Source organism: Flavobacterium sp. ov086 (assembly GCF_900187965.1).
Lineage (GTDB): Bacteria > Bacteroidota > Bacteroidia > Flavobacteriales > Flavobacteriaceae > Flavobacterium.
Map to the genome: position 1 here is coordinate 37,577 of NZ_FZNL01000010.1, position 16,041 is coordinate 53,617.

Below are 16,041 nucleotides of genomic sequence, written 5' to 3' on the forward strand. Positions count from 1 at the left end.
TTTAAAGACTTTTATATCAAAATAAGTTTTGCAAAAAAAATGCAAACTCAATTACAAAACCTAAATTTGTTTAACGAACCAAGAAAGCAACCATGCAAAAAAGTATAATCCTCCTTTTGATCTTCTGTTATTCTTTTGGAAATGCTCAAACTTCCATCACTAATAATTCGATTATTCCACAACCTAATTCATACAAAGCAACCGGAGACAGCATTCGTTTAGACGGACAAATAAAAGTTGTTTTCGAAAAGAATAAATTCAGCGCCAAAGAACAAAAAACAGCCAACATTTTTGAGTCAGCTATAAACTCGAATACAGCAAATAAAAAAAGCAATATTGAAGTTTTATTTATTACTAAAAATCCATCAACTTCATTAAAAAAAGAAGCCTATAAAATAAATATTACGTCAAAAAAGATAACCGTTACCGGAAGTGAAGAAGGATTATTTTATGGAGTTCAGAGTTTAATACAACTTTTGCCGAACAAATTTAAAAATCAGGAAATAAAATTGCCTTGTGTTACTATCGAAGATGAGCCGAGATACAGCTATCGCGGGCTTCACCTCGATGTTTGCCGTCATTTTTTCTCTGTCGATGTTATAAAAGATTTTATCGCACAAATGTCCAGCTATAAGCTAAATAACTTTCATTGGCACTTAACAGACGATCAGGGATGGAGAATTGAGATAAAAAAATACCCAAAACTAACAGAAGTCGGTTCAAAAAGAGCACAGACTTTAGTGGGGAATAAATTCGAAAGATTCCCTTATTTTTTTGACGGAAATCCATACGGCGGATTTTATACTCAGGAAGAAATCAAAGACATCGTAAAATTTGCCGAAGAACATTATGTAAATATTATTCCGGAAATCGAAATGCCGGGTCATGCAACTGCGGCTGTTACAGCTTATCCTAATTTATCCTGTTTTCCGGATCGTCCTTATAAAGTGGTAGAATATTGGGGTGTTTTTGATGATATTTTCTGCGCCGGAAAAGAAGAAACCTATACTTTTCTTGAAGATGTTTTGACAGAAGTTATGGCTTTATTTCCAAGCAAATATATTCATATTGGCGGAGATGAATGTCCAAAAACAAGATGGAAAGAATGTCCGAATTGCCAGAAAAAAATCAAAGAATTAGGCCTGAAAAACGAACATGAATTACAAAGTTATCTGACAACAAAAATTGAGAAATTCCTAAATGCAAACGGAAGACAAATTCTTGGTTGGGACGAAATGCTCGAAGGTGGATTAGCTCCAAACGCAGCGGTAATGTCATGGCGAGGAGAATCCGGTGGAATTGCCGCTACAAAACAGAAACATTTTGTAATCATGAATCCAGAGCAAGTTTTGTATTTAGATTACAATCAGGGATATTCGCCAAATGAACCTTTAACGGTTGGGCGATTAATTACGGTTGACAAAATCTATAATTACAATCCAACCCCGGTTGATAGTTTAACGGTTGAGGAACAGAAATACATTATGGGCGTTCAATCTAATCTTTGGTCAGAATATTTGACAAGTCCAGCGAAATTAAATTATCAGCTTTATCCTAGAATGTTTGCTTTAGCAGAAATTGCCTGGACAGAACCTCAAAATAAAAACTACAATAATTTTGTTTTGAATAGAATGCCACATCATTTAGAAAAACTGGAAGCGCAAAAAAGATTATATAAAGTTCCAACGCCTTTTGGTGCAAACGAAACCGCATTAATTGCATCAAAATATGTTTTAGATTTAAAACCAACCATCAAAAATGGACAGATTTTTTATACAATCGACGGCTATAATCCAGACGAAACAGCAGAACTTTATAAAAGACCTGTAACTATAAATATTCCAAAAGGAGAATTCAGAACGATCAAAACAGTTCAAATAAGTCCAAGTGGAAGAAAAAGTTCAATTAATAAAATAATAGCTCGAAATCCGGTGTTAAAATCGGCTCTAGCCATAAAACCAACCAAGAAAGGTTTAAAATTCGAATATTATACTGGAACATTATTTCAGCAAACACAAGATTTAGAATTAGCAAAACCTGTTAATTCAGGCATTTTTGAAGGCGCCATAACCAGCGAAAAATGGAAAACGAAAACAGAGCGTTATATCGGCTTAAAATTCGACGGATACATCTATATTCCAGAAACGGCAAATTATACAATTTCGACGCTTTCAGACGACGGATCGAAGCTTTTTATTGACAATGAATTAGTAGTTAATAATGACGGTATTCATTGGCTAAACGAAGCGTACGGAGTTACAAAACTTGAAAAAGGTTTTCACAAAATCAACATCAGTTATTTTGACCAAATTGGAGGAACTACTTTAACGTGTTTTATTCAGCAGGAAGGAAAAGAAAAACAAGAAATAAGTGCTTCACAATTGTATTACGAATAAGAGCATAAAAAAAGCATCAGCCGCGGCTGATGCTTTTTTCTATTTTAAACTAAAAGTGTTTTTTATATTATCCTTTCAAACTTGCAGATAAATACTCACGGTTCATACGTGCGATATTTTCAAGTGAAATTCCTTTTGGACATTCAATTTCACAAGCTCCTGTATTTGTACAGTTACCAAAACCTTCTAAATCCATTTGGTGTACCATGTTTAAAACACGATCAACTGCTTCAACTTTACCCTGAGGTAATAATGCATATTGAGATACTTTTGCTCCAACGAACAACATTGCTGATCCGTTTTTACAAGTTGCAACACAAGCTCCACAACCAATACAAGCTGCAGCATCGAATGATTTATCTGCATCATGTTTGTTAATCGGAATTGTATTTGCATCAATTGTATTTCCTGAAGTATTTACCGAGATAAATCCTCCTGCATGTTGAATTCTGTCAAAAGAACTTCTGTCAACAACTAAATCTTTAATTACAGGGAAAGCTTTTGCTCTAAATGGCTCGATAAAAATCGTATCACCATCTTTAAACATACGCATATGCAACTGACAAGTAGTTACTCCTCTGTCTGGTCCGTGTGCTTCTCCGTTGATGAATAATGAACACATTCCGCAGATTCCTTCACGACAATCGTGATCAAATGCTACTGGCTCTTCTCCTTTGTTGATTAATTGTTCGTTAAGAACATCAAGCATTTCAAGGAAAGACATATCTGGTTCGATTCCGTCGATTGGGTAATCAACAATTCCCCCTTTATCTTGGGCGTTTTTCTGACGCCATATTTTTAATGTAAGTTTCATACTGTTTTAGTTTGAAGGTCATAAAGTCGAAAGTCGAAAGCCATTAGACTTTAAGACTTTAGTCTTTTGACTAATTGCTATTTGTAGCTTCTTTGTACTAATTTAATGTTTTCGTAAACCAGAGGTTCTTTGTGTAATACGGCATCACTTGGTTTTCCTTTGTATTCCCAAGCTGCAACATATGCAAAGTTTTCGTCATCACGAAGTGCTTCTCCTTCTTCTGTTTGGTATTCTTCACGGAAGTGACCTCCACAAGACTCATTACGGTGTAATGCATCTTTCGCGAACAATTCTCCTAACTCTAAGAAATCGGCAACACGTGTCGCTTTCTCTAATTCCTGATTAAATTCGTTTGCGCTTCCAGGAACTTTTACATCTTTATAAAACTCTTCACGTAAAGCAGCAATTTCTACGATAGCTTCAGACAAACCTTTAGCATTACGAGCCATACCTACTTTATCCCACATAATTTTTCCTAATTTCTTGTGGAAATAATCTACAGAATGAGTTCCTTTATTATTGATAAATCTATCGATTTGATCTTTTACATCTTTTTCTGCTGCTACGAATTCTGGCAAATCTGTAGAAATTTCTCCCATTTTAATATCCGGAGCTAAATAATCTCCAATAGTATAAGGTAATACGAAATATCCATCAGCTAAACCTTGCATCAAAGCAGAAGCTCCAAGTCTGTTTGCTCCGTGATCAGAGAAGTTAGATTCTCCAATTGAGAAACATCCAGGAATTGTAGTCATTAAGTTATAATCAACCCAGGTTCCACCCATTGTGTAGTGAACCGCAGGGTAAATCATCATTGGTGTTGTATAAGGATCTTCGTCAACGATTTTGTAATACATCTGGAATAAGTTTCCGTATTTACTTTTCACGATTTCAGCTCCTAATTTAGTTACCAAAGCCGCATCGTTAGCATCTAAACCTTTTACGAAAGCTTCTTCAGTTCCGTAACGTTTGATCGCTGCTGCGAAATCCAAGTAAACAGCTTCTCCGGTTTTGTTAACACCAAAACCAGCATCACATCTTTCTTTTGCAGCACGAGACGCAACGTCACGAGGTACTAAGTTACCAAAAGCAGGATATCTTCTTTCTAAGAAATAATCTCTCTCAGCTTCAGATAAATCAGTTGCTTTTTTCTTTCCTTCACGAATTGCTTTTGCATCTTCTTGTTTTGCAGGAACCCAAATACGACCATCATTACGCAAAGATTCAGACATCAAAGTCAATTTTGACTGGTGATCTCCTGAAACCGGAATACATGTTGGGTGAATTTGTGTGTAACAAGGATTTGCGAAAAATGCTCCTTTTTTATGAATTTTCCAAGCTGCTGTTGCGTTACTTCCCATAGCGTTTGTTGACAAGAAAAATACGTTTCCGTATCCTCCAGAACCAACTACTACTGCGTGAGCAGAATGTCTTTCTATTTCTCCGGTAATTAAGTTACGAGCGATAATACCTCTCGCTTTTCCGTTCACGATAACAATGTCAAGCATTTCGTGACGGTTGTACATTTTTATTTTTCCACGACCAATCTGACGGTTCATTGCAGAATATGCTCCTAACAATAATTGTTGTCCAGTTTGTCCTTGTGCGTAAAATGTACGAGAAACCAAAGTTCCTCCAAAAGAACGGTTATCTAATAATCCACCATATTCACGAGCCAATGGCACTCCTTGAGCCACACACTGGTCAATAATATTAGCAGAAACTTCAGCCAATCGGTGAACGTTTGCCTCACGTGCACGGTAGTCACCCCCTTTTACAGTATCATAGAATAATCTGTAAACGGAGTCACCGTCACCTTTATAATTTTTTGCAGCATTGATACCTCCTTGTGCAGCAATAGAGTGCGCACGACGAGGTGAATCCTGAAAACAAAATGCTTTTACGTTATATCCCTGCTCAGCCAAAGTAGCCGCAGCTGAACCTCCAGCCAAACCTGTACCAACAATGATAATATCTAAATTACGTTTGTTTGCAGGGTTTACTAAATTAATATGATCTTTATAATCTGTCCATTTGTCCGATATTGGGCCGTGTGGAATTTTTGAATCTAATGCCATTATAATTTATATTAATTATTGAAATGATGAAATAATGCGATTATGATGAAAAGTGCAGGTACAAGAACCGCAAAACCATAACCGATTTTATTTAAAAATCGAGAATATTTATTGTTCATCCCTACTGATTGAAGAGAAGAACCGAATCCGTGCCAAAGGTGAAATCCTAATAACACAAAAGCCACACAATATAATCCTGTACGAATTGGATCGTGAAACTTATGAACTAACTCTCCATAATACCTTGTAGCATCTGGTGCAGTACCTGCAATATATTTATAGGTAACTTCAGGAAACCAAAAATCATAGAAATGCAATCCTAAGAAAGCCAAAATAACCAATCCAGAAATAATCATATTTCTAGAACTCCATGAAGCATTTGCGGCTCCATTGTATTTTGCATACGCAATTGGTCTTGCAGCAGTATTTTGAGCCGTTAATACGAATCCCATAACGAAATGGAAGATTACTCCGATTGCCAAAACTGGTTGCATTACATATTGAATCAGCGGATTGTATCCCATAAAGTGAGAAGCTTCGTTAAAAACATCTTCACTAATAATAGAAATGAAATTTAAGGAAACATGCAGCGCTAAAAACGTGATTAAGAATATTCCCGAAAGAGCCATAGCCACTTTCTTTAAGATGGAAGCATTCAATAGTGCAGATTGTGCCATAAGTGTTTAAGTAGTTTGTTTTAAAAAATTAGACAAAAATAAAGCAATTAGACATGAACTACAACCATTTCGTTGTTATTTATAATGATTTTAAAGAGCTTTCATCAATTTTATTGCAAATTATTTAAAAACAATAAAATAGAAATTATTCGCGAGCCATTTTAACTAAATCTTGTTTTTTATATAATTACCAAATTGCTACTTTTCTCCCCGTTTTGACTTCTTTTTCTCAAAAATAAAGTCATCATGAATTTTATTGAGCGAAAACAAGTGAATTTTAATAGCATAATTTTACCTTTATCGGCTTCAAAAAAAATCAGAATGAAAACAGGAATCGACGCTATTTCTTTTGACGTAGCCAACATACATTTACCCATAAAAACTTTGGCAATTGCCAGAAATATTGAACCCGAAAAATTAGAGAAAGGTCTTGGATTAATTAAAATGACTTTACCAGACGTTCATCAGGATGCTGTGGTTTTTGGAGCCAATGCTTTAACCAAACTTATTCTTGAAAATGAAATAAACTTAAGTGAAATTAGCCGGATTTATGTTGGAACCGAAAGTGCAATCGACAGCTCGAAACCAATAAGTTCTTTTTTAATTAGTTTAATGGAACAAAAATTCGGAGAAGATTCTTTAGCCGAATGTGATGTAGTCGATTTTACATTTGCTTGTATTGGCGGAGTTGATGCTTTGCAAAACTGTATTGATTTTGTAAAACTAAATCCAACCAAAAAAGCAATTGTTGTTACTACCGATTTTGCTAAATATGATTTAAATTCTACCGGAGAATATACACAAGGCGCCGGAGCACTTGCAATGCTAGTGACTTCGAACCCAAAAATTATTGCTTTTGATGAAAATTGGGCAACAAGTACAAAAGGTGTTTTTGATTTTTTCAAACCTTACAGAACTATCTCAAAAGAGGCGATTACCCAAAACGAAAGTAACGATCCGTGGTTTGATAATTTAGAAGCTGAAATCGAAGTTCACAAAGACCAACCAGTTTTTGACGGACAATATTCGAATCAATGTTACATGGATCGTACGAGAAATGCTTACTTCTCATTCAAGAAACTAAAAAACACGACTGAAACTTTATACAATTCCTGGAACAGTATTATCATGCACCTTCCCTATTCTTTTCAAGGCAGAAGAATGCTATCTGAAATTTATGCTTTAGATAGTGCCGATAAAATCATTTCAGAAAATATTGAACCTGCAGACTATCAGAATAAAATTAAGGAAATTGGAAAATCTGAAGAATACAGAAAGTTTGTAACCGACAAATTGCAACCTGCAGAATTGGCTTCTTCTTTAATTGGAAACCTTTATACAGGATCTATTTTCATGGGATTATTATCGACTTTGGCGCATTATTACGACACAAAGCATGAAGTTGCCGGAACTAAATTTGGTTTCCTGGCCTACGGAAGCGGATCAAAATCGAAAGTTTTTGAAGGAACGATTCAACCGGAATGGCAATCGGCTTTAGCCAAAACCAAACTTTTTGAAAACTTAGAAGAAAGTGTAGAAATTGGTTTTGAAGCTTATGAAAGTCTTCACAAAAAAGAACAAAAACAAAGCATTAGAACTCCTAAAAACGAATGGGTTTTGGATCGAATTGAGAAAGAAATTCCAAATTTAATTGGGGCGAGATATTATAAATGGATTGGATAATTAAATTCCAAATTCCAATAAATAAAAAACCGAAGCTTAACGTTTCGGTTTTTTTTATGCCTTACTTTTAATTTAACCGCAAAGCGCGCAAAGATTTACGCAAGGTTCGCCAAATTTTACACTGCTAATACACATAAAGCTTTGCGAACTCTGCGTTTTTTTTTAGACATTACACAGATAAAATGCTTTGCGTTCTTTGCGGTTAAATAGAAAAATCAATCCTTCTTATGTTGTTCTGTGTAATTCTGGTTTTCTTTAAGAGCTTGATCCTGTACATTCATTCCGTTTGACATTCCGAGCATAAAAGCGGTTATTATTAAAATTAATTTTCTTTTTATCCAATACAGAAGTGGTCGCTTAGATTGCTCTAAGCGTTTTTTATTTTTGTGTTTATACATTTTGAAAATGATAAATGATTAGACATTATTTTATCATTGTATGCGTTGAAGCGCATAAAAGCTTAGAAAAAACTAAACGCTGTACAAACCTTTATAATAATTATTTGAAGTGATTATTTCGTTTACAAAAACAGATTGTCTCATAAATGAATTTATTTTTTGATGAAGAAGTATTCGTGTTTTTAGAAAAACCAGAATTTGAAGACTAAAAACCGTTGCAAATTGAAGAAATTTTAAAGGAACTAAAAATGAGATCTTAATTGCAGAAACAAAACGCTTGAAGGCATATAAACGAGCCTTTTTAAAATCTAATTCTGTCTTTAGAATTACATAAGAAGATTGATAATAATCGGCAGATTTTGATTGAGAATCTAAAGTAGCATCACTCGCAATCACGACAAAAGCGAGAAAGAGCGAGATTAGATATTTTAGGTATTTATTCAATTTTCTTATTGGATTTTTTGAGTATTTCTTCAAACGAAAATACAAATTAAAGCAACAACTTCATTTTTCTGAAAACTTATTTTGAAATTAATACATTTTCTTCTTTTTTAAAAAGCAACAATCCCAATCCCAAAGTAAAAACCACACAACTCAGCAACATATAAACTCCGTCTTTTAATACAAAAAAGGAAAAACCAATTGCAAACGAAGCAATAATAACCATAGAAGCACTTACTGTTTTTGTTTTTATAAAATTTAAAGCGTGCAACGAAAGTCCAATAAAAAGCAATGACGGACCAACAATTACAAAAGGATACAAAATCGCTGGCGTATTAGTAATTTGAAGACTTAATTCTGCTCTGGCAAGATCATCATTGCCAAAACTAGACATAATAAAATCAATCGTACAAAGACCAATATGAGCAATAATCCCTAAAGTTGTAACAACAGAAGCAAGAGAATTTAATTTGTTTTTAGGAAAAACATAATTAAAAGAAAATAGTAAACAAGCTCCAATTAAATTAAACCAATGCGCAAAATCGATTGGTTTTTGAAAGTTGGGCAGAACTTTAGAAAAAAGTAAATAACTGATCAGAAAAAATAATAATCCAAGAAGGCAAAGTTGTTTTGTTGTCATAATTAATGTTTTAAATTGATGAAACAAAACTAATAAGAGAATCTCTCGTAAACTCCAATTTTACAGGCTTTGGTACAAAACCTATTGTTTTAGGTACGAAATTATAATGCTAATAAAGTTTCTTTATAATTCTTAGAAACCGGAAGTTCTATTTGAGTCAGAATAATGGTATTTTGATTTCTCCAGGACTTAAAATGTGCTGAATTTATCAAATGCGATCTATGAATTTGAACTAAAAAAGAAAAATCTTCCTGAACTTTTTTGAGTGAAGACCGAATTATTTTGGAATGAAGTTTTGCGTTTTCAAGATAAAAAATCTCGACATAATTTTGAGCATTAGAAACACAAACCAAATCGGCTTTTTTGATTTTTAGAACATCTAATTTATTCTCTCCTTTAATAATTATAAAATCTTCTTTTTGCGGAATCAGCTTAATTAAATATCTCCTTGCCAAAATAATGACCGGAGTTAAAATCAAAGCAACTTTGATAAAAATCGTATAGAAAAATTCAGAAAGACTATAACCGCCATTTAAAATCGGACTTTTATAATAGGCATAAATTCCAATTAAATAGATAATATAGAAGACGATGAGAAATCCTGTTTCTAAACCGAGATTCCATTTTGATGTTTTTTCGAAAACCTTTTTTTGAAGAATAGCAAGAATACCATAACACAAAAATGCCATTATACTAAAACCAAAACTTATTAAAAACCAGGCTCTAAAATTTATAGTACCATCATCAAAAGGTTTTATGATGAAAGCAAAAACAAACAACCAGACACCAATTAGCAAACCAACTATTAAATGATGTTTTATTTTCGGATTCAATTCTTTCATCTTTTCTTGAAGCAATTAATTAGTATACAATATTAGACTTTAATTCAACTTGCTTCAAGTAAAACTCAGCTGTTTTTTTCACTTATTTTTAAAATCAACAATTACATTAAAATCACAAAAAAGAAAGAAATTACTGTAAACTTATATTAAAAAAAGAAAAAGATTGAAGATTATTAAAAAATTAATTAGAATCGAAAGGTTTCTTTTTTGTAAGTATTTATTTAAAAAAGTAATTTGTATTTTTATCAAAGTCGTATCCGAAAAACTTATAGAGTAGGAAAATCCAAAAAAACTTATTTATGAAAAACTTACAAAAATTGTCAACACAAAAACTATCAAAAGAAGAATTGAAATCAATTAACGCTGGTGGTAATGGTGCACCCTGCTATCCATGGCCACTATGTAACGGTCAAGAAGTCACTTTTTATACACAATCATGTGATTGGTATTTATACAAAACATCAACAGGTAGTATCTGTATGGAATATGGAGCGGTATAACAACAAATCGTCCATTTTTATCAAAATAATATCTGAAAAACTTATAGAATAGAAAAATCAAAAAAACCTTATTTATGAAAAATTTACAAAAATTATCAGCACAAAAATTATCAAAAGAAGAATTGAAATCAATTAATGCCGGAGCTGTAAACTGTGTACCATATCCAATATGTGCCGGTGACGAAGTTTCTTATTACGGAAGAAACATATGCGGTTGGTATTTATTCCGAACAGCAACAAATAGTATCTGTATGGAATACGCACTATAATAACCAACATAATTATCAATTAAAACTGCTATTAACAAAATAGCAGTTTTTTTATGTTCTATCTTTCATGGCTGGAAAGCTCACTTATAAATCGTAAACTTATTATGCGATAATTTAAAACCGAGATTTTCATAAATCAATACATTCTCAACTCTTCGGCGATTTGTCGTGACTTCGATACTTTTCAGGTTATTTTGATCTGCATATTGCATAATCTCATTTATCAATTGTCGTCCAATTCCTTTTCCGCGGTGATTTTGATGAATAAAAAATTCCTGAATTTCGCCAACTAATCCGCAATGATGAAGGAGATTTTGTGTGTGAAAACTAATAAATCCTAAACCTTCATTTTCATTTTCTGCCAACAAGTAAAGATTATTTTTATTCGAAATATTTTCATGGAATATTGTAGCAAATACTTCAAAATCTAATTCTTCATTTTCAAGTTCGCAAATTGCTTTGTACACAAAATCCAGGTCTCGATTTTCGACTTTTCTTATTTCAATTTTTGATTCCATAAACTTTTATTCTTTTTGAAAATACTCTTCTAAACCTAGACGCTCAAATTTAACCTTATATACTTTAACGTAATTATTCCATTCTTGTTTATACTTTTCATTATTATAAACAGAAGAGGCATAATCAACAATTTCTTTACTAAAATGATTTCCAAAAACAGCATCTAAATTGGCTATTCCAGCGTCAACAATTCGTTTTAAAATTGTTAATTTATCTTTTTCATTTTCTTTACAGACTTTATCAAGCCATAATCCTTTGCCAATTTTTACATATTCTTCGAGCAAACGATCTGTTATAAATTCAGAAGGAACATCAGTAATATTCGGTTCATGTTTACCGTTTTTAAAAGTAGTCAAAATCAATTCTTCCGAATAAAATTCATGTGGAATAAGCGAAATCAATGTTCCGCTTTGAGCCGCTTTCAAACAAAGTTCTTTAGTGATAAACTGACTTGGAATTTTTTGAATCGCAAAACCATCTTTCTCAACTAATTTTTCGCAGAGTACGGGCGTAATAAATTCCGGATTGACAAATGGCAGCGCATGAAATGTAATATTTAATACCAACTCACATAATTCTTTGGTTTTATGTTGAAGCGGAACCAATTTTAAATCTCGATAATTTGACTTTACTCTATTTTGCCAATATTGATATGTTTTGGTCGGCGGATTATTTTGTTTTAAAACTAATTCGCCGTTTTCTAATTCACGTTTTAATTCCTCAAAAGTTCCGATTAACGAATTCTCGAGATGTTTCCGTAATTCATTTGAGATAATTTCTTCTTCGCTTTCATCATCATATTCGCAACTATTTTTAGCGTCAAAATCATCCGCTCGATCATTATAATAGAATAAAGCATTTTTTCGCTCTGCAAAAGTCGTGTAATGATCTTCGACTATAAAAACCGGAGCTTCAATAGTACCCGAACATTTAAAATTACCATGATTATAAGATGTCATCACAACTTCCTGAGCTTTGACATTTCCGTTTATTTCAACATATGAACCTCCTAATAGCATACTTTGACAAGTAACATTCCCGTTTATAAAAATATACGGACCATAATCTCCTTCGGCATTTATGATGGTTCCGTTTGCGGAGAGATTTCCATTTATTAAAACACCTTCAATTCGTATTTTTTCGATTTCATTTAATGGAAGACTTAAAAGATTCGAAAGCCATTTTTTCTCTTTATCTTCATAAAGATCCAAATAAAAGTCACCTTCAAAATATACATCTTCAGTTGAAATCAAGAAGAAATCCTGATCTTCCCATTCTTCAAAATAATCAAATCCTTCATGATCCAAAAGAAATGGATATTGCAATTTGACATCTTTGATCGTAATTAATTTAAAACTTGAATTCTGCATTTTATTTTTTTTTATTCTTCTATTATTTCTTTTGACTCTCTCTGCAAAGTATTGCAATTGCGATAAAAACAAAACTTAGATAAATCGCAATTGGAAACCCGAGACCTAAATCATGCTTGGCAATATCATCATAAAAAGGCAAGACTTCCAATGTTATTACTGTCAGAATTGGCAATAAAAATAACACCCAAAATGCAACAAAATTATCCGGAAAAGAAAACAATCGTCTAAGAATAAAAAACAACAAAAACCCGGTTGTCGTTAACGGAACTACAAACCATGCCCAACCCGATTTGATAACTGCCATAATAAGGAGTCCAATTGCCATCGTTATAATAAAACTTAGCAAACTCCCAAAACAGAGATAAAAGAATGTTGCCAAATATTCTCCTGATTTAACTTTTGCAAAGAATTGTACCAGTATAAAAGTCAAAATTACTACGGTACCAAAACTAGTCATCAATCCGCGATCGTTTCCTGTGTCGATTATAGATGTAATAAACATCCAAACCCAAATAAGAGATAGTGAAACCAGCAAAAAAATGGCACTTTGTTTATGGGTTAAATATTTAACTTCTGTATTTAATTTCATCTTTAATGAATATATAATTTACTCTAAAACTATCGGTTTTATGCTTTTTCTATTAATAACTCCATTATTGGCAAATATCGATCTTTGATAGAGGTTTCTATTTGACCCACTTTTACAAATCCGAATTTTGAATAAAAATTCTCAGCGTTTGGTTCAGAATTGAGAACTACTTTCTCAGCTTGAATATCTTGTAAACGAATTAGAAAATCATTCATTAATACTTTGCCGAATCCTTTGCCAATAAAATCAGGCAAGACAAACAAATTATCCAGTTTAATAGTATTTTCACTTTCGTGGAAGAAGGAATAATATCCAATAATCTGATGGTCAACAATTAAATTGTAGACCGAATTAGTTTCGATATATTCTTTTGAAACGGTTAAGAATTGTGACCAATTTTCGATTTGCTCGTTTGAATATCCCCAATATGCTTTTGACTTTTTGGTTATTTCGGTTAAGATTTCGTGATCGCTTGGGCTTGCTTTTAGTATGGTCATTTTAGAAACAATTATTTATCAGAATAAATAAATTTTAGCGAGCCAATCTTCATTTCTTTATTTATTTTTTGTCCTACACGATATTTATTCGTAGGAACGTTTAATTCAATTGTATCATTTTCAACATCTCTTTTAATGTAGATACTATACTTATTCCCTATCTTTTTATTTTCCGGATAATTGAGTTTAATTATTTCACCAGATAAGTTATACTTATGTTGCGTTCCAAATTCTTTATTTACAATCATCGAAAGTCCTTGAAGAGCAACAAAAGTTACCATTCCAATGCTCATTGCAAGAATAATAAAAACTAATATATTTTTCCAAAGTGCAGCTTTTTTGTCAGAGCGAAAAGTTCCACAATAAGCGTAAAATAAAGAAAACAGAAATAACGGAATTAGAAGATATTTCTTTACAAATTCGAAAGTTAGATTCACGGAAATATAATCAACACTATACATCCCGTATAATCCAATAACTAAAAGAACTAAAAATGGAATAATAATTTTTAAATCTCTATTTTCTATAATCATTTTTTAAGTGGCAATTAATATATAGTATTAGCTTTTTTATTTTTTCACTTCTTACTTAATTATTTCTACGATTATTGATTCCATTAAAACAAAGTAAGAAAAATCATATTTTTACAATATCGGAAACAATTTACAAAATGTATCTTACAAACCGAGACTTGTTTTCTACTAAAACCAAAAATGTAAAAGAATTTTAAATATCTTTGAATTATGAGCACAGCACCAAAACCTAGACACATCGGGAGAAACATAAGCCGAATCAGAGAGCTTAGAGATATGAAACAAGAAGCGCTTGCCCAAGCAATTGGCGTAAGTCAGCAAACTATTTCTACCATTGAAGGAAGCGAAAGCATTGACGACGAAAAACTTAAATCAATTGCCGAAGCTTTGGGCGTTACGCCTGAAGTAATAAAAAACTTTTCTGAAGACGCTGTTTTTAATATTATTGGAAATACATATAACGACAATGCTTCCTCTGCAATTAATTTAGGTTGTACTTTCAATCCGTTTGACAAACTTCTTGAAGCTTTTGAAGAGAATAAAAAACTTCATGAAAGATTGGTTGAAGCTGAAAAAGAGAAAGTTGCTTTTTTAGAGAAACTGTTGAGCGAGAAAAAATAATTTCTACGAAAGATATATTTATAAAAAAACCGAAGTTTTATGGCTTCGGTTTTTTTTTATCACTACTTAATTTATTATTCTTTTCCTTCTATTTCCATGTTAAAGTGCCATGGATGTTCGTACCAAACACTTAAATCTTCGAGAGTGGTTTTATTTCTAACTTTAGAATATCCTGAATATCCTGTTTGGAAACAGAATCCAGAACCGTTACTTGTATCTCCAGAACTACCTGCCGTAATTCCTAAAGATTCACCATCTACCAAATACCAATAAAAAACATATTTTTTTCCGGCTTCTAATAAAAGATGCTGGTTTTGCAAATCAAAAGAAATAAAACCACCACTAAAGTTTGCCGAAACACTAGTTTCTGTAGACGCAATAGTTTTTTTATTTTCATCTCTAATAATTAATTTTATTTTCACCTCTCCCCAATACGGAGTGTGCGTCTCATCGTAATGAAAACCTTCTTGAAGATGAATACCAAAACGTGATGGAACTAAATCCTTACTTAGCAACACGGTTTGTCCTGTCCCAATATTTCTGTCAAATGGCAGAATATCTGGGGCATCGGTTCTATTATCTCCTCCAAACCATTTGTGAGCATTAGAATCAGTGCATGATTCATACTTATTTACATCCATATGTTCTAACTTAACCTGATACGTTTTTTCTAATCCAGATTCAGATTTAACTATGAAAGTTACGGGAGAAGAATAATCCTTAATATTTTTTGGATCTGGCGTAATTGAAGCAGATTCTGAAATTTTTAAATCAACATTTAAATTTTTAAAATCAATAAATTCAGGTAATCGTTTGGTGATAATTCCTGTTTGCTCATCAATTTTGACATTTGTTATCAAATATTGATCATTGATTTTAAACTCTAAAACAGTATTTTCTGTACTCAAAATTTCTTCTGAAACACATGAGATCATTAAAAAAGTAACAAATAAGAAAGTTGTAAAGCGAAGTAATTTTGTTTTCATTATTTTAAGCAATATTGTTTTTGGTTTATTTTTATATAAAACTGTTACTCTTGATTTCAAACAAATGATCTAACATCTGTAAATTAAACACAATTTTCAAGATTAAATGCAAATGTTGTTATTTATGAATTAACTTCTTTACGGAAAACCACATCTTGCAAAAAAAATATTTCTTATAAAACCAA

Annotated in this window: 17 protein-coding genes; 5 read left to right on the forward strand and 12 right to left on the reverse strand. The window is 32.3% G+C overall.

All coding sequences use genetic code 11. The features are described 5' to 3' along the window. Positions 1 to 92: 92 nt before the first annotated feature. The gene (locus CHB81_RS12380) at positions 93 to 2,396 is read left to right on the forward strand and encodes a family 20 glycosylhydrolase (protein ID WP_089352176.1); all 2,304 of its coding nucleotides are present in this window, start codon (positions 93 to 95) and stop codon (positions 2,394 to 2,396) included. Between the two features lie 67 nt (positions 2,397 to 2,463). Here the strand turns inward: CHB81_RS12380 and CHB81_RS12385 are convergent, their stop codons facing one another. The 3 genes from CHB81_RS12385 to CHB81_RS12395 form a co-directional block, all read right to left on the reverse strand. Beyond that, positions 2,464 to 3,210 (reverse strand): succinate dehydrogenase/fumarate reductase iron-sulfur subunit, encoded by a 747-nt coding sequence (locus CHB81_RS12385; protein WP_083692564.1) that lies wholly within the window; start codon positions 3,208 to 3,210, stop codon positions 2,464 to 2,466. A gap of 77 nt (positions 3,211 to 3,287) precedes the next feature. Then, complete coding sequence (locus CHB81_RS12390; protein ID WP_089352177.1) at positions 3,288 to 5,288, reverse strand: fumarate reductase/succinate dehydrogenase flavoprotein subunit; 2,001 nt, start codon at positions 5,286 to 5,288, stop codon at positions 3,288 to 3,290. Positions 5,289 to 5,299: 11 nt separating this feature from the next. Continuing rightward, positions 5,300 to 5,965, reverse strand: a complete 666-nt coding sequence (locus tag CHB81_RS12395; protein ID WP_089352178.1) for a succinate dehydrogenase cytochrome b subunit — start codon at positions 5,963 to 5,965, stop codon at positions 5,300 to 5,302. A 321-nt stretch (positions 5,966 to 6,286) separates the two neighbouring features. On the opposite strand from CHB81_RS12395, the gene CHB81_RS12400 reads away from it, so the two are divergent. After that, positions 6,287 to 7,648 (forward strand): hydroxymethylglutaryl-CoA synthase family protein, encoded by a 1,362-nt coding sequence (locus tag CHB81_RS12400; protein ID WP_089352289.1) that lies wholly within the window; start codon positions 6,287 to 6,289, stop codon positions 7,646 to 7,648. A 470-nt stretch (positions 7,649 to 8,118) separates the two neighbouring features. Here CHB81_RS12400 and CHB81_RS12410 read toward each other — a convergent pair whose 3' ends face one another. From CHB81_RS12410 to CHB81_RS12420, 3 genes are all read right to left on the reverse strand, one after another. Next, positions 8,119 to 8,490, reverse strand: a complete 372-nt coding sequence (locus CHB81_RS12410; protein ID WP_141130393.1) for a hypothetical protein — start codon at positions 8,488 to 8,490, stop codon at positions 8,119 to 8,121. 76 nt (positions 8,491 to 8,566) lie between these two features. Further along, positions 8,567 to 9,127 (reverse strand): hypothetical protein, encoded by a 561-nt coding sequence (locus CHB81_RS12415; protein ID WP_089352181.1) that lies wholly within the window; start codon positions 9,125 to 9,127, stop codon positions 8,567 to 8,569. Positions 9,128 to 9,228: 101 nt separating this feature from the next. After that, positions 9,229 to 9,969: a LytTR family DNA-binding domain-containing protein gene (locus CHB81_RS12420; protein ID WP_089352182.1), complete on the reverse strand. Its 741-nt coding sequence runs from the start codon at positions 9,967 to 9,969 to the stop codon at positions 9,229 to 9,231. A 299-nt stretch (positions 9,970 to 10,268) separates the two neighbouring features. Here CHB81_RS12420 and CHB81_RS12425 point away from each other — a divergent pair, with 299 nt between their 5' ends. Together CHB81_RS12425 and CHB81_RS12430 are read left to right on the forward strand one after the other, a co-directional pair. Next, positions 10,269 to 10,469 (forward strand): hypothetical protein, encoded by a 201-nt coding sequence (locus tag CHB81_RS12425; RefSeq protein ID WP_089352183.1) that lies wholly within the window; start codon positions 10,269 to 10,271, stop codon positions 10,467 to 10,469. 74 nt (positions 10,470 to 10,543) lie between these two features. After that, the gene (locus tag CHB81_RS12430) at positions 10,544 to 10,738 is read left to right on the forward strand and encodes a hypothetical protein (protein WP_089352184.1); all 195 of its coding nucleotides are present in this window, start codon (positions 10,544 to 10,546) and stop codon (positions 10,736 to 10,738) included. A gap of 80 nt (positions 10,739 to 10,818) precedes the next feature. Here the strand turns inward: CHB81_RS12430 and CHB81_RS12435 are convergent, their stop codons facing one another. From CHB81_RS12435 to CHB81_RS12455, 5 genes are read right to left on the reverse strand one after another with little or no spacing between them, the layout of a single operon-like run. Then, positions 10,819 to 11,256: a GNAT family N-acetyltransferase gene (locus CHB81_RS12435; RefSeq protein WP_089352185.1), complete on the reverse strand. Its 438-nt coding sequence runs from the start codon at positions 11,254 to 11,256 to the stop codon at positions 10,819 to 10,821. Between the two features lie 6 nt (positions 11,257 to 11,262). Further along, entirely contained in the window at positions 11,263 to 12,627 is a 1,365-nt protein-coding gene (locus tag CHB81_RS12440; protein WP_089352290.1) for a polymer-forming cytoskeletal protein, read from the reverse strand. 22 nt (positions 12,628 to 12,649) lie between these two features. Next, positions 12,650 to 13,219 (reverse strand): hypothetical protein, encoded by a 570-nt coding sequence (locus CHB81_RS12445; protein ID WP_089352186.1) that lies wholly within the window; start codon positions 13,217 to 13,219, stop codon positions 12,650 to 12,652. Positions 13,220 to 13,257: 38 nt separating this feature from the next. Continuing rightward, the gene (locus CHB81_RS12450; protein WP_089352187.1) at positions 13,258 to 13,716 is read right to left on the reverse strand and encodes a GNAT family N-acetyltransferase; all 459 of its coding nucleotides are present in this window, start codon (positions 13,714 to 13,716) and stop codon (positions 13,258 to 13,260) included. A gap of 11 nt (positions 13,717 to 13,727) precedes the next feature. Beyond that, the gene (locus CHB81_RS12455) at positions 13,728 to 14,249 is read right to left on the reverse strand and encodes a hypothetical protein (RefSeq protein WP_089352188.1); all 522 of its coding nucleotides are present in this window, start codon (positions 14,247 to 14,249) and stop codon (positions 13,728 to 13,730) included. Between the two features lie 210 nt (positions 14,250 to 14,459). Here CHB81_RS12455 and CHB81_RS12460 point away from each other — a divergent pair, with 210 nt between their 5' ends. Beyond that, positions 14,460 to 14,870: a helix-turn-helix domain-containing protein gene (locus CHB81_RS12460; RefSeq protein WP_089352189.1), complete on the forward strand. Its 411-nt coding sequence runs from the start codon at positions 14,460 to 14,462 to the stop codon at positions 14,868 to 14,870. A gap of 74 nt (positions 14,871 to 14,944) precedes the next feature. On the opposite strand, the gene CHB81_RS12465 is transcribed toward CHB81_RS12460, so the two are convergent. Continuing rightward, on the reverse strand, positions 14,945 to 15,856 hold the full coding sequence (locus CHB81_RS12465) for a hypothetical protein (RefSeq protein ID WP_132022525.1): 912 nt from the start codon (positions 15,854 to 15,856) through the stop codon (positions 14,945 to 14,947). Positions 15,857 to 16,041: the final 185 nt, after the last annotated feature.

Excerpts from the sequence above, each read along its gene's own strand:
- CHB81_RS12390 (WP_089352177.1), bottom strand. The coding sequence starts at position 5,288 with ATGGCATTAGATTCAAAAATTCCACACGGCCCAATATCGGACAAATGG.
- CHB81_RS12400 (WP_089352289.1), top strand. The coding sequence starts at position 6,287 with ATGAAAACAGGAATCGACGCTATTTCTTTTGACGTAGCCAACATACAT.
- CHB81_RS12460 (WP_089352189.1), top strand. The coding sequence starts at position 14,460 with ATGAGCACAGCACCAAAACCTAGACACATCGGGAGAAACATAAGCCGA.
- CHB81_RS12455 (WP_089352188.1), bottom strand. The coding sequence starts at position 14,249 with ATGATTATAGAAAATAGAGATTTAAAAATTATTATTCCATTTTTAGTT.
- CHB81_RS12380 (WP_089352176.1), top strand. The coding sequence starts at position 93 with ATGCAAAAAAGTATAATCCTCCTTTTGATCTTCTGTTATTCTTTTGGA.
- CHB81_RS12445 (WP_089352186.1), bottom strand. The coding sequence starts at position 13,219 with ATGAAATTAAATACAGAAGTTAAATATTTAACCCATAAACAAAGTGCC.
- CHB81_RS12430 (WP_089352184.1), top strand. The coding sequence starts at position 10,544 with ATGAAAAATTTACAAAAATTATCAGCACAAAAATTATCAAAAGAAGAA.
- CHB81_RS12465 (WP_132022525.1), bottom strand. The coding sequence starts at position 15,856 with ATGAAAACAAAATTACTTCGCTTTACAACTTTCTTATTTGTTACTTTT.
- CHB81_RS12420 (WP_089352182.1), bottom strand. The coding sequence starts at position 9,969 with ATGAAAGAATTGAATCCGAAAATAAAACATCATTTAATAGTTGGTTTG.
- CHB81_RS12415 (WP_089352181.1), bottom strand. The coding sequence starts at position 9,127 with ATGACAACAAAACAACTTTGCCTTCTTGGATTATTATTTTTTCTGATC.
- CHB81_RS12425 (WP_089352183.1), top strand. The coding sequence starts at position 10,269 with ATGAAAAACTTACAAAAATTGTCAACACAAAAACTATCAAAAGAAGAA.
- CHB81_RS12440 (WP_089352290.1), bottom strand. The coding sequence starts at position 12,627 with ATGCAGAATTCAAGTTTTAAATTAATTACGATCAAAGATGTCAAATTG.
- CHB81_RS12435 (WP_089352185.1), bottom strand. The coding sequence starts at position 11,256 with ATGGAATCAAAAATTGAAATAAGAAAAGTCGAAAATCGAGACCTGGAT.
- CHB81_RS12385 (WP_083692564.1), bottom strand. The coding sequence starts at position 3,210 with ATGAAACTTACATTAAAAATATGGCGTCAGAAAAACGCCCAAGATAAA.
- CHB81_RS12450 (WP_089352187.1), bottom strand. The coding sequence starts at position 13,716 with ATGACCATACTAAAAGCAAGCCCAAGCGATCACGAAATCTTAACCGAA.
- CHB81_RS12395 (WP_089352178.1), bottom strand. The coding sequence starts at position 5,965 with ATGGCACAATCTGCACTATTGAATGCTTCCATCTTAAAGAAAGTGGCT.